Origin of the sequence: Lysinibacillus fusiformis, from assembly GCF_003049525.1 — a bacterium.
Classification (GTDB): Bacteria; Bacillota; Bacilli; order Bacillales_A; family Planococcaceae; genus Lysinibacillus; species Lysinibacillus fusiformis.
This window is the reverse complement of the sequence record NZ_PYWL01000019.1, coordinates 42,591-55,051: the sequence shown is the minus strand read 5'-3', so window position 1 is coordinate 55,051 and position 12,461 is coordinate 42,591. Positions and strand designations below refer to the sequence as shown.

General features: G+C 36.6%; 14 protein-coding genes and 1 rRNA gene. 14 read left to right on the top strand and 1 reads right to left on the bottom strand.

Going from position 1 to position 12,461, the window contains the following annotated elements; genetic code table 11:
* Positions 1–133: 133 nt before the first annotated feature.
* The 12 genes from rrf (at position 134) to rsmI (ending at position 8,539) form a co-directional block, all read left to right on the top strand.
* Positions 134–249: ribosomal RNA gene (gene rrf / locus C9J29_RS22650) — 5S ribosomal RNA — on the top strand.
* Positions 250–359: 110 nt separating this feature from the next.
* Positions 360–797, top strand: coding sequence for an SRPBCC family protein (locus tag C9J29_RS22645; RefSeq protein WP_008179701.1), 438 nt, complete (start codon positions 360–362; stop codon positions 795–797).
* 195 nt (positions 798–992) lie between these two features.
* The gene (locus C9J29_RS22640; RefSeq protein WP_459558897.1) at positions 993–2,417 is read left to right on the top strand and encodes an aminotransferase class I/II-fold pyridoxal phosphate-dependent enzyme; all 1,425 of its coding nucleotides are present in this window, start codon (positions 993–995) and stop codon (positions 2,415–2,417) included.
* A gap of 18 nt (positions 2,418–2,435) precedes the next feature.
* Positions 2,436–3,065, top strand: coding sequence for a dTMP kinase (tmk, locus tag C9J29_RS22635; RefSeq protein ID WP_043990640.1), 630 nt, complete (start codon positions 2,436–2,438; stop codon positions 3,063–3,065).
* 146 nt (positions 3,066–3,211) lie between these two features.
* Positions 3,212–3,541 carry a cyclic-di-AMP receptor gene (locus tag C9J29_RS22630; protein ID WP_004229230.1) on the top strand — a complete coding sequence of 110 codons (330 nt, stop codon included), beginning with the start codon at positions 3,212–3,214 and terminating at the stop codon, positions 3,539–3,541.
* A 131-nt stretch (positions 3,542–3,672) separates the two neighbouring features.
* Positions 3,673–4,113, top strand: a complete 441-nt coding sequence (locus tag C9J29_RS22625; RefSeq protein WP_008179711.1) for a YaaR family protein — start codon at positions 3,673–3,675, stop codon at positions 4,111–4,113.
* A gap of 297 nt (positions 4,114–4,410) precedes the next feature.
* A complete protein-coding gene (gene holB, locus C9J29_RS22620) occupies positions 4,411–5,415 on the top strand; it encodes a DNA polymerase III subunit delta' (RefSeq protein ID WP_008179713.1) in 1,005 nt (334 codons plus the stop codon).
* Positions 5,408–6,223, top strand: coding sequence for a PSP1 domain-containing protein (locus C9J29_RS22615; protein ID WP_008179715.1), 816 nt, complete (start codon positions 5,408–5,410; stop codon positions 6,221–6,223). Before holB ends, C9J29_RS22615 begins: the two co-directional genes overlap by 8 nt.
* A 27-nt stretch (positions 6,224–6,250) precedes the next feature.
* Positions 6,251–6,607 (top strand): DNA replication initiation control protein YabA, encoded by a 357-nt coding sequence (gene yabA / locus C9J29_RS22610; protein ID WP_043990641.1) that lies wholly within the window; start codon positions 6,251–6,253, stop codon positions 6,605–6,607.
* A 63-nt stretch (positions 6,608–6,670) separates the two neighbouring features.
* Entirely contained in the window at positions 6,671–7,420 is a 750-nt protein-coding gene (locus C9J29_RS22605) for a tRNA1(Val) (adenine(37)-N6)-methyltransferase (protein WP_089987311.1), read from the top strand.
* The gene (locus tag C9J29_RS22600; RefSeq protein WP_107922840.1) at positions 7,404–7,667 is read left to right on the top strand and encodes a GIY-YIG nuclease family protein; all 264 of its coding nucleotides are present in this window, start codon (positions 7,404–7,406) and stop codon (positions 7,665–7,667) included. The genes C9J29_RS22605 and C9J29_RS22600 overlap by 17 nt, the downstream gene beginning before the upstream one ends.
* Positions 7,664–8,539: a 16S rRNA (cytidine(1402)-2'-O)-methyltransferase gene (rsmI, locus tag C9J29_RS22595; RefSeq protein ID WP_089987310.1), complete on the top strand. Its 876-nt coding sequence runs from the start codon at positions 7,664–7,666 to the stop codon at positions 8,537–8,539. Before C9J29_RS22600 ends, rsmI begins: the two co-directional genes overlap by 4 nt.
* Before the next feature lie 184 nt (positions 8,540–8,723).
* Here rsmI and C9J29_RS22590 read toward each other — a convergent pair whose 3' ends face one another.
* Complete coding sequence (locus C9J29_RS22590; protein ID WP_004229214.1) at positions 8,724–9,002, bottom strand: AbrB/MazE/SpoVT family DNA-binding domain-containing protein; 279 nt, start codon at positions 9,000–9,002, stop codon at positions 8,724–8,726.
* Positions 9,003–9,336: 334 nt separating this feature from the next.
* Here C9J29_RS22590 and metG point away from each other — a divergent pair, with 334 nt between their 5' ends.
* Both metG and C9J29_RS22580 read left to right on the top strand, forming a co-directional pair.
* Complete coding sequence (metG, locus tag C9J29_RS22585) at positions 9,337–11,328, top strand: methionine--tRNA ligase (protein ID WP_216604831.1); 1,992 nt, start codon at positions 9,337–9,339, stop codon at positions 11,326–11,328.
* Positions 11,329–11,581: 253 nt separating this feature from the next.
* A complete protein-coding gene (locus tag C9J29_RS22580) occupies positions 11,582–12,352 on the top strand; it encodes a TatD family hydrolase (RefSeq protein ID WP_008181618.1) in 771 nt (256 codons plus the stop codon).
* The last annotated feature ends 109 nt before the right edge of the window (positions 12,353–12,461 follow it).

The window sequence follows — 12,461 nt, the reverse complement described above, 5'->3', positions numbered from 1 at the left end:
TTTATGAAGGGTTTCAAGATACGAGTAGTTCGAGGAAGCAATAGAGAGAGGGAAGGAGCGTACTCAAGTACGTGACTGACTGAACGACAGCAGCTGACGAAGAAATGCGATGTATATTGAAAGCCGAAAATAGTCTAGTGATGATGGCAAAGAGGTCACACCCGTTCCCATACCGAACACGGAAGTTAAGCTCTTTAGCGCCGATGGTAGTTGGGGGCTTCCCCCTGTGAGAGTAGGACGTCGCTAGGCAATTGTAACCGCTGAGATATATCTCGGCGGTTTTTATTTTTGTCTGTCTTTGTAAGCATCAAAAATGGTAAAATCTAATGGTAAAGATTGGACAAAGGGGATGAAATACAGTGGCTACAGGACTATATACGAGTGACGCAATTTATATACAGAGAGAAAAGGTAGAGAGCTTTATTCAAAATAGAGAAAAGTGGGCTGTTTTAATACCAGGTTATTTGCATCATGAGTTGCTAAATGCAAATAATATGATTTGGGTTTTTCAAGGTGACTTCGGCATCATTCAAAAGGCTGTGAAGGTGGAGCTTCAATTGAAATCTTCAGAACCACATCAAGTCTTATTTGATTTAGTTGGCCTATCGGATCCGATAAATGGTGATGGGTCATTTGAAATTAAGCATCAAGATGAATCACTCCTACTTACTGGTAGCTTAACTATGAAGGCTAGTGGCTTTTTAGCAGGAATGATGAATCCCGTATTAGAAAAATTTGTTCCACAATTGGTGGAGCAACTTGTTAGTCAAATGGCTTTGACGGTAGCAAAAGATTAATAGTTTCATTTATAAAGGGTGGAGAACCGACTATTGCAGAAGGAGGCAATGGTCGGTTTTTATAATAGTAAGGCATTTTATTGAAAAATTATAACTTTTCCTATAAATATAGAGCAGCTTGCTGAGGGATGACTTTTTTATCGCGTTATAATCTCGTATAATTAGGTGAGAATATAACGAAAATAGGTGTTTGTTTTGCAAAAGAAAAAGCCGATTATCGAGGGATTAGAACGTTTTCGACAACAACAAAATATTTCTTTTCATGTCCCTGGCCATAAGCATGGCGAACTGTCTCACCTTCCGCAAGCATTTAAGGATGTTATGCGTTATGATGTAACTGAATTATCAGGACTGGATGATTTGCATTATCCTGAGGAAATGATCTTAGAAGCAGAACATTTATTAGCGGATACATATGGAGCGATGAAAAGTTTCTTTTTGGTAGGTGGCTCTACCGTTGGAAATTTAGCAATGATTTACGCTACTTGTCAAAAAGGCGATACCATTATTGTTCAAAGGAATGCGCATAAGTCTATATTTCATGCCATTGAACTTGTTGGAGCCAAGCCTATTTTCGTGTCACCGATATGGGATGAACGAACATTAACGGCAACACATGTTACGTTTCAGGATTTAAAGGAAGCTGTAGAAAATTATTCAGAGGCGAAAGCGGTTGTTTTAACATATCCTACTTATTATGGGGTAACCTCTAGTGAAATACAGCAACAAATTGCTTATTGCCATGAAAAGGGGATCCCTGTATTGGTGGATGAAGCACATGGCGCTCACTTTCATGCATGTTCATTATTTCAACCATCAGCTTTGTCTCTTGGGGCAGATGTTGTCGTACAATCAGCGCATAAAACTCTACCTGCGATGACGATGGCATCCTTTATGCATGTGAGATCGGAGTTAATAGAAGCTGACAAAATCCATCACTATTTACGTATGCTACAATCTAGTAGCCCATCTTATGTGCTATTAGCTTCATTAGATGATGCTCGTTATTATGTACAGACATATATGGAGAGTGATGGGGCATATATAATAGAAAAAAGGAATCAATGGGTTGAAGCATTACGAACAATTGGCTCTTTGGAAGTTATTGAAGTAGATGACCCTCTCAAATTACTTTTACGTGTCAAAGGTTATAGTGGCTTTCAATTACAGAAGGCGCTAGAGGCAGAGCATATCTATGGGGAGTTAGCTGATAGGAATCAAGTTTTATTCATATTACCATTACTCAAGCAAGGACATACCTATCCGTTTGCTGAAATAAGAGTCCGAATAAAGGAAGCTGTGACATTGCTATTAGAAACAGCAAAAACTGATAGCAGCCAGGCTTCTCAAGCAGCTTATAAGTTTGTTCAGATAACTGAGCCTATTTATACTTTCAATGAGATTGCATCTTTAAATAAAGAATGGTTACCATATATGCGAACAATGGGACGAATATCAGCAAGTATGATTATTCCTTATCCACCCGGCATTCCATTACTAGTGCCAGGAGAAAGAATAACAGTAGCAAAACTAAGTCAATTAGAAGAATTACTAGCAGCAGGTGCAACATTTCAAGGAATTCATCGTTTAACAGAAAAATTGATTCAGGTCATTAAATAGTTGGAGGCAATTAACAGCATGAAGAGCAATTTATTTATAACATTTGAAGGTCCAGAAGGAGCAGGGAAAACAACAGTCATTCAAAAGATTGCAGAGCGGTTAGCAGAAATAAATATTGATGTTCTAGCAACAAGAGAACCTGGTGGAATTGAAATTGCAGAAAAAATAAGAACGATTATTTTAAATCCTGCACATACAGCAATGGATGAACGAACTGAAGCATTGTTATATGCCGCAGCAAGAAGCCAGCATTATTTTGAAAAGGTTCAACCTGCTTTAGATGCTGGGAAGTTGGTAATATGTGATCGTTTTATCGATTCATCTTTAGCCTATCAAGGTTATGCAAGAGGTATAGGTATTGATGAGGTGCTTTCCATTAATGAATTCGCTATCGGAAAGAAATTACCTGATATGACGATATTATTTGATATTGCACCAGAAGTAGGGTTAGCACGTATTTATGCAACGGGAAATCGCGAAGTAAATCGTTTAGATGTTGAAAGTTTACCGTTTCATCAAAAGGTGCATGAAGGGTATTTACTACTAGTTGAGCGTTATCCAGAACGTATACGTATTGTGAATGCTGACCAAGATATTGATAGCGTTGTTGAAGATGTATGGTCATTATTATTGGACGCAATACAGTAAATACATGAAGTTGTCTATAACAATGTGATATAATGATACTATCCATTATTTTATCTTCAATTAGATTATTAATAGTGGGAGTATTAAAAGTTTAGGAATAATATTGAAACCTATTTAGGTTAATTTTATAAAAGGGGTGAGTGCGAATGAAGTTAGTCGTAGCTGTAGTGCAGGATCAGGATAGCAGCCGCTTATCAAATGCTTTAACGAAAAATCAGTTTCGCGCAACTAAATTAGCGAGCACAGGAGGATTTTTACGTTCAGGAAATACGACGTTTCTTATAGGAACTGAAGACTCTCTCATACCCAAACTTTTAGATATTATTCGGGATAATTGTCGTGCTCGGGAGCAGATGGTTGCGCCAGTTTCTCCACTAGGGGGAAATGCTGATTCCTATATTCCTTATCCTGTAGAGGTTGAGGTAGGAGGAGCCACTGTCTTTGTTTTACCAATTGAACAATTCCATCATTTTTAAAAAAGAGCCTCCTCATAAACATTAGGGTTCACTGTTTGAAAGGCAGAATCATGACTAGGATTTAGCCTATTGTTATCCTAAAGCAATCATGCTGAGGAGAAATAGATAAAGATCGTGGGGGCGAAACAAGCTTGAAAATTAATCAAGATATACGCGTCGGGTTAAATACAAATCGTAAAGAGCCACTACAAAATAATAATCAAAATAACCGATTTGGGGATATGGTCGTCAAGCAAGGAACAAAGTTGCAAACTGAGCAATTGACAAGGTTGTTAGGGGATATATCTACTGCAGGTGACCGAGTTGCGAGATCGCGTAATTTACGAGAACTTGCTAGGTTTAAAATGCTAGTTAAACGATTTCTACAAGAGACAGTAGAACATGGTATGGAATTAAAGCAATCTCATACTTGGAATCGTTTTGGTGAAGGAAGACGTTTAAAAATCATTGATACTATTGATACACGTCTGGTTGAACTTGCGCAAGATCTTTTAGACGAAGAGAAAGAAGCGATTGACCTCCTTGATAAAATCGGTGAGATTAAAGGCTTACTAATTAACTTATATATGTAAAACCCGTGTCTCATTCTCCTATAGGCGCGGGCTTTTTTCGAATATTTACCTTCATTCAATAGTAGACCCATGATCAATTGAAAACCAATAGCGTTTAAATACTTATCATTTCATTTTTGAATCAAGAATATCTGTTAATAAAGAACGCTGTGATTATCTTCCCAAATGTGTGAGGTGACAGTGGCAATTTTACGCAAAACGCAATCGCCAATAAAGAACTACTGCAATGTTTCTATGGAAAGTTAAGAGTGGAACAGTCCCATCTTTACAATAGAAACAGGAAGGAATTTTAAATATATGGCCAAGAATGTTGAAGAGCTATTCGCGCTACAACCAGTTGTAATGAAGCAACTTCAAACGATTTTTGACAAAAATAGATTAGCACATGCGTACATTTTTGACGGTGAAAAAGGGACAGGCAAAGCAGATATTATGCATTTTTTTGTCAAACTAATGCTATGTGAGCACCCAAATGAAAATGTTCCATGTGAAACATGTCGAAATTGCAGACGTGTGGATTCGGGAAATCATCCAAATATTCATCAAATTTATCCAGAGGGTCAATTTATTAAGATTGATCAAATGCGTGAATTAATTGGTGAAATGAAAATGATGGGCGTAGAAGAGGGACGCAAAATCTATGTTCTTCATCATGCAGATCGTCTCAACACTGCTTCTGCCAATATGATACTTAAATTTTTAGAGGAGCCGGATGGTGAGGTTACTGCTATTTTATTAACAGAGCAAATGCAATCGATACTACCAACGATCCGCTCGCGTTGCCAACACATAAAATTCCAAAAAATGCCCCGTCATGTTTTATTACAGCATTTACAGGAAAATAATATTTCGCATTCGATGGCTTCAACCGTAAGTATGATGACGAACGAGCTCGAAATGGCGATATTTTTAGCAAGTGATGAGCAGTTTGCACTTGCTCGAAAAACAGTGTTAAAATTAGTAGAAGCTATTCGGCAAAATGTACATGAGGCCATGCTTATTGTGCACGAGGAGTGGCTACCACACTTTAAAGAAAAAAGCGAAATAGAGCAAGCAATGGATTTACTACTATTTGCTTACCGTGATATAGTGTCAATAAAAGCTAATCCCGAGGCAGCTTGTACTTATCCAGACATGTTACCACTATTCAAAGAAGTCGCGTTATATTCCACTTATGAGCAATTGTCTAAGCAAATGGAATCTATTTTACAGGCGCGTGCATCTTTACAGCGTAACATGAATAGGACGTTATTGATGGAGCAGTTAATGCTAAATCTGCAGGAGGGATATACATTTGTATAATGTAGTAGGAGTCCGCTTTAAAAAAGCGGGTAAAATATATTATTTTGATCCAGCATCATTTCTATTAGAAGATAGTCAATATGTTATTGTTGAGACAGCGCGTGGCGTCGAATATGGTAAAGTGGTTGTCCCTCAAAAAGTAGTAGGTGATAATGATGTTGTATTACCACTTAAACAAGTACTTCGACCGGCGGATGATCGTGATCGTATACAAGTAGAAGAAAACGCTGCTGAGTCAAAACGAGCATTTGAACTTGCGAGTACTAAAATTATAGAACATAATCTAGAAATGAAGCTTGTAGATGTTGAGTATACATTTGATCGTAATAAAATCATTTTTTATTTTACAGCTGAAGGACGAGTTGACTTCAGGGATCTTGTAAAAGATTTAGCTTCGGTATTTAGAACACGTATCGAACTTCGCCAAATCGGTGTTCGTGATGAAGCAAAATTATTAGGAGGCATTGGGCCTTGTGGTCGTATGCTATGTTGCTCTACATTTTTAGGAGATTTTGAGCCAGTTTCTATAAAAATGGCTAAAGATCAAAACTTATCTTTAAATCCTTCAAAAATATCAGGACTTTGCGGACGTTTAATGTGTTGCTTAAAGTATGAGAATGATGAGTATGAAGAGGCAAAAGAAGGTATGCCAGATTTAGGTGAAGTAGCTATGACACCAGATGGCCGCGGTAAAGTTGTAGGTTTAAATGTGCTTGAAAGACTTATTCAAGTATATTTACAAGAGCAGGAGCGCACAGTTGAGTATACACTAGAAGAACTGCTAGCATGCGAAAAAAATCTTATATAAGATAGAGAATTTAACGAGGTGGCTTGGGTGAAGGACCGTAATTTCTTAGATACCGTTATGGAGTTCGAACAACAGCTCGAAGCAATGCAGGAGCAATTTAGTGCATTGAAACAATTTGTAGCGTTAATGATGGAAGAGCATAAGGCACTCGAAACAGAAAATCATCATCTTCGCACACGTCTAGAAGAACTACTTTCAAATACACACTCCGTACAAGCTGCTGAAGTAAAGAAAGAGAGTCCGCTAGATATAGGTGAAGGCTATGATAACCTAGCTCGTCTATACCAGGAAGGTTTCCATGTTTGTCATGTTCATTTTGGAAGCTCTCGAAAAGGTGAAGATTGTCTGTTTTGTCTATCATTTTTAAATAAACAAAATGTATAATAGAAGGCTGATTCCCACCATGGTGGTATCAGTCTTTTCTTTTGTAGCATAGGAGGAATTAGCATGGAAAAATGGCTAAAAGGTGATGAACGTCTAGACTATTTATTGGCTGAGAATTTACGTATTATTCAAAGTCCATCTGTCTTTTCATTCTCATTGGATGCGGTATTGCTTTCAAAGTTTGTCAGTATTCCCTCTCATAAAGGAAGTATTGTAGATTTATGCTCGGGAAATGGTGTAATCCCTCTCTTTTTAAGTGCACGAACGAAGGGGCAAATAACAGGAGTTGAGCTTCAGCCACGCCTGCTAGATATGGCAGAGAGAAGTGTCCGCTATAACCAATTAGAAAATCAAATTCAAATGATTCTTGGAGATGTAAAAGAAATACCGAAACAACTGGGCATTGAAAAATATGATGTTGTTACGTGCAATCCCCCTTATTTTTTAGCGCATGAAGCTAGTGATAAAAATCTTAGTGAGCATCATGCTATTGCACGACATGAACTCTATTTAACTTTAGAAGAGGCCATTCAATCAGCAAGCAAATTATTAAAGCAAGGTGGGAAAGCAGCATTTGTACATCGACCAGGTCGATTATTAGATATAGTTACGGCAATGCGTGCAAATCGTTTAGAGCCAAAACGAATGCAGCTTATTTATCCGAAAGAAGGAAAAGAGGCCAATACATTATTAATAGAAGGAATAAAGGATGGGAAGCCTGATTTAAAAATATTACCACCATTGTATGTCTATAATGAGAATAATGAATACACAGCAGAAGTGAGAGAGATTCTTTATGGAAAAGAGCAATAGTCACTATTTTTACGTGCTAGAGTGTGTGGATCAATCACTTTACGCAGGCTATACAAATAATTTAGAAAAGCGTGTAGCTGTACATAATGCTGGCAAAGGGGCAAAATATACAAGAGCTAGAGGGCCAGTAAAGTGTATTTATAAGGAAGAATTTGAAACAAAGGAAGAGGCAATGCGCGCAGAATATGCTTTTAAGCAACTAACAAGAACTCAAAAAATAATGTATATAAGGAGGGGTGAATCGTGAAATCACAAAAAAGTACAATACACGATCAGACAGGCTGTTTATATCTTGTAGGGACACCTATCGGAAATCTAGAGGATATTAGTGTACGGGCGCTCCGTATTTTAAAAGAAGCTGATATTATTGCAGCAGAGGATACTAGAAATACAAAGAAATTATGTAACTACTTTGAAATTGACACACCTTTAATGAGTTACCATGAACATAATCTAGCTGTAGGTGGAGAAAAATTATTAACTTTTCTACAGGAAGGGAAGACCATCGCATTAGTGAGTGATGCAGGTTTACCTTGTATTTCTGATCCTGGTGCAGATATAGTTGAAAAAGCAATTGCTCAAAACTTTCCGGTTGTGCCTATACCAGGTCCAAATGCAGCAATAACTGCATTAATCGCTTCAGGATTAACACCTCAGCCATTTTTCTTTTATGGTTTTTTAAATCGTGGAAAAAAAGATCGTCGCCAACAATTAGAACAATTAAAAAAACGACAAGAAACGATTTTATTATATGAAGCACCTCATCGCTTAAAGGAAACATTAAAAGATATGGAAGCTATTCTCGGAAATCGTCGTATTGTTTTAGCACGAGAGCTGACTAAAAAATTTGAGGAATTTTTGCGTGGCACCCTAGCAGAAGCTATAGAATGGTCACAAACAGAAGAAATACGTGGTGAATTTTGTATAGTCCTTGAGGGGAATCAGGAAGTTGAAGTGGAAGATTCTGAAAAGGCTTATTGGCATACACTGTCTATTATCGAGCACGTGGATTATATCCTTCAACAAAACGATGTAAGTTCTAAAGAAGCCATTAAAGAAGTAGCCAAGGAACGACAACTAGCGAAGAGAGATGTCTATAACGAATATCATAATCAATGACGATTAAGAGTTACCTTAGGGTAGCTCTTAATTTTTTGGATTGAATACAAATGTAAATAATAGTAACCTTACATATAAAGGTCTGACATGGACATTATAAGGGGTTCACAATTTGGGTATAGTAGATAGTATACGTTTATATTAAAAACACCTAAATCACTGTCTTGATTTAGGTGTGTAAGCATTATTTTTTTAAGTTTGATTGAATTTCTTTTACTAACATTTCAGCGCCTTCTGGACTTAAAATTAATTTGCCTCCAACTAGACGGAAGTTATCATCTGAAACTTCGCCAGTAACAGCACATGTCATATTAGGCATATATTTTTTTAAGATGATTTTATCATCATCCACATAGATTTCTAAAGCATCCTTTTCAGCGATACCTAGTGTACGGCGTAATTCGATAGGTATTACTACACGACCTAACTCATCGACTTTACGAACAATTCCTGTTGATTTCATAATAGTTTTCCTCCTAATTTATAAAAGTTATATTGGCATTTCGTCAAATTTCGACATCATTTCTTTGTCTGATAGTTATCATACCAAGTAATGCCATAAACGTCAATTAATTAATGCACTAATATTATGGTTTTTTAAAAATTTTTTTGAGAAGAATGCTGTTTTTTCTGTTTTTTTAAAAGGTTTTTAATAAATATTTTTGATTATAGTATAAAAGGTTCTTATTTAAGTCAGTAAATGGATTAAATATATTATTCGACAATTTTCGCAAATAATAAACTTTCATTGAAACGAATTTCGGACTTGGTTAGAATAGAAAGTATATTGTAAAACAATGGAGGCAGTTCTTGTGAGTGAACAAAAGAAAACATTCTATATAACAACACCCATTTACTATCCAAGTGGGAAGTTTCATATTGGTACGGCATATACAACAGTTGCATCAGATGCGATAGCACGTTATAAACGTTTACGTGGTTATGATGTTCGTTTTTTGACAGGTATGGACGAGCATGGACAAAAAATTCAAGAGAAGGCAGCAGAAGCGGGCAAACATCCTCAGGATTATGTCAATGAAATTGCAGAGGCTGCGAAAAAGCTTTGGGCGTTAATGGATATTTCTTACGATGATTTTATTCAAACAACGCAAGAACGACATACAAAAGCTGTCGAAAAGATTTTCCAAAAGTTTTTAGATAATGGAGATATATATAAAGGTGAGTATGAAGGCTGGTATTGTACGCCTTGTGAATCATTCTTTACAGAGACTCAACTAGTTGATGGCAATTGTCCAGACTGTGGTCGCCCCGTCCATAAAGTAAAAGAGGAATCGTACTTCTTTAATATGAAGAAATACGCGGATCGTTTATTATCTTATTATGAGGAAAACCTTGGGTTTATTGAACCGGAGTCTCGAAAAAATGAAATGATTAATAACTTTATTAAACCGGGGTTAGAAGATTTATCAGTATCGAGAACTTCCTTTGACTGGGGTATTAAAGTACCTGGGGATCCCAAACATGTTATCTATGTATGGGTAGATGCATTAACGAATTATATTACATCATTAGGATATCTTTCAGATGATGAAACATTATTCAACAAATATTGGCCAGCAGATGTGCATGTAGTAGGGAAAGATATCGTTCGCTTCCATACAATATATTGGCCAATTTTCTTAATGGCTTTAGATTTACCATTACCGAAAAAGGTTTTTGCACACGGCTTTATTATGATGAAAGACGGGAAAATGTCTAAATCAAAAGGTAATGTCATTTATCCAGAAATGTTAATCGAACGTTATGGCCTTGATGCGACTCGTTATTTCCTTTTACGCGAATTACCTTTTGGTTCAGATGGAGTATTCTCTCCAGAATCATTTATTGAACGCACAAACTTTGATCTTGCAAATGATTTAGGTAATTTATTAAACCGTACTATTTCCATGATTAACAAATATTACGATGGCATAATTCCTTCAGAGAATCTTCAATCGACAGAATTTGATGCAGCATTAAAAGAGCAGGCTGAGTCGGTACGTATTAAATATGAAGAAAGTATGGAAAAAATGCAATTCAGTGTGGTATTGGCAGACTTATGGACATTAGTATCACGCACGAATAAGTATATAGATGAAACACAACCATGGGTATTAGCAAAAGAAGAAGCGGATAAACCAAAATTAGGTTCAGTAATGCGAAATTTGGCAGAAAGCTTACATCAAATTGCTGTCATGTTACAACCATTTATGACAACAATACCTAAACGTATGATGGAACAGCTTGGTTTGGATGACAAATTCTTAGCATGGGATACAATTGAAACATTCGGCAATACTATTCCAGCAAACATTAAAGTGGTAGAAAAAGGGATACCTATTTTCCCTCGTTTGGAAAATGAAGTTGAAATTGCTTATATCCGTGAAGAAATGCGTGGTTCAGTAAAAACTTCACAAGAAGAAGAAGTTAAAAGTGAGACAAAGAGTGATGGGAACCCAGAAATTCCTGAAATTACTATTGATGATTTCATGAAAATTGATTTGCGTGTTGCGACTGTAACCGCATGTGAAACGGTGCCTAAAGCTGATAAATTATTAAAGCTTCAAGTCGACCTAGGATACGAGCAACGCCAAGTAGTTTCAGGCATTGCAAAATTCTATTCTCCAGATGAATTAGTTGGTCAAAAAGTGATTGTCGTAGCAAACTTAAAACCAGTTAAATTACGTGGTGAATTATCACAAGGTATGATCCTAGCTGGGGAAAAAGATGGGATTTTAAAATTAGCATCTGTAGATTCAAAACTTGAAAATGGTGCAAAAGTAAAGTAACAAACGAAGAATGGCCTGCTGAATAGATATTATTCAGCAGGCTTTTCAAATCTGCTAGTAGAATTAGTCTTATTGTTATTTTGAAATAATTTATATACTGTAAAATTAATGGATTTTTAGGTATATAGGACCAACTCGAGCTTTGTCGATTAAGTGGATTGTCACAAACTCGAATCGTTTGTAACAAATTTGTAATGCTTACGAAAAATATGAAATAATAAATTTTAATAAAATCTATGTTAGGAGAATGAAGATGTTTATTGATACACATGTACATTTAAACGCAGATCAATACGAGGAAGACCTTCAAGATGTAATCAATAGAGCTTTAGAAGCTAAAGTAGAAAAAATGGTGGTTATAGGTTTTGATCGTAAAACCATTGAAAGAACTATGGAGCTAATAGAGCAATATGATTTTGTTTACGGTGTTATTGGATGGCATCCGGTCGACGCCATTGATTGCACGCAGGAAGATTTAGAGTGGATTGAGGAATTAGCAGCACATCCAAAAATAGTCGGTATTGGTGAAACTGGGTTGGACTACTATTGGGATAAATCACCAAAGGATGTTCAGCAGGCACTTTTCCGCAAACAAATACAGTTAGCGCAAAAGATTGATTTACCAATTATCATTCATAATAGGGATGCAACAGGGGATGTTGTAAATATTTTACGTGAAGAAAATGCAGCATCTGTAGGGGGTGTTATGCACTGCTTTAGTGGGAGTGTAGAGACAGCACGTGAATGTATTGCTATGAATTTTATGATTAGTCTTGGGGGACCTGTGACATTCAAAAATGCACGTTTGCCAAAAGAAGTGGCTACGGATATCCCTCTTGAGCACTTAATGATTGAAACTGATGCCCCTTATTTAGCGCCACATCCTTACCGTGGAAAGCGCAATGAACCCGCTTTTGTGCCATTAGTGGCGGAAGAAATTGCACGTTTGAAAGGGTTGACAATCGAGGAAATTGCACAAGCAACTACCGACAATGCGAAAAAATTTTTTGGGATTGACAGTTAACTAGCTAAGATGCCTCCAATACAGGGTTTACGGTTGGCAAAAACAAAGAAGTCAATTTTCAAAGAAATACTTTCGGGTTGACAGTGTCAAAACTAGTCCGTATAATCCA

Excerpts from the sequence above, each read along its gene's own strand:
- metG (WP_216604831.1), top strand. The coding sequence starts at position 9,337 with ATGGAGGCAGTTCTTGTGAGTGAACAAAAGAAAACATTCTATATAACA.
- C9J29_RS22580 (WP_008181618.1), top strand. The coding sequence starts at position 11,582 with ATGTTTATTGATACACATGTACATTTAAACGCAGATCAATACGAGGAA.
- C9J29_RS22605 (WP_089987311.1), top strand. The coding sequence starts at position 6,671 with ATGGAAAAATGGCTAAAAGGTGATGAACGTCTAGACTATTTATTGGCT.
- tmk (WP_043990640.1), top strand. The coding sequence starts at position 2,436 with ATGAAGAGCAATTTATTTATAACATTTGAAGGTCCAGAAGGAGCAGGG.
- C9J29_RS22630 (WP_004229230.1), top strand. The coding sequence starts at position 3,212 with ATGAAGTTAGTCGTAGCTGTAGTGCAGGATCAGGATAGCAGCCGCTTA.
- C9J29_RS22590 (WP_004229214.1), bottom strand. The coding sequence starts at position 9,002 with ATGAAATCAACAGGAATTGTTCGTAAAGTCGATGAGTTAGGTCGTGTA.
- holB (WP_008179713.1), top strand. The coding sequence starts at position 4,411 with ATGGCCAAGAATGTTGAAGAGCTATTCGCGCTACAACCAGTTGTAATG.
- C9J29_RS22600 (WP_107922840.1), top strand. The coding sequence starts at position 7,404 with ATGGAAAAGAGCAATAGTCACTATTTTTACGTGCTAGAGTGTGTGGAT.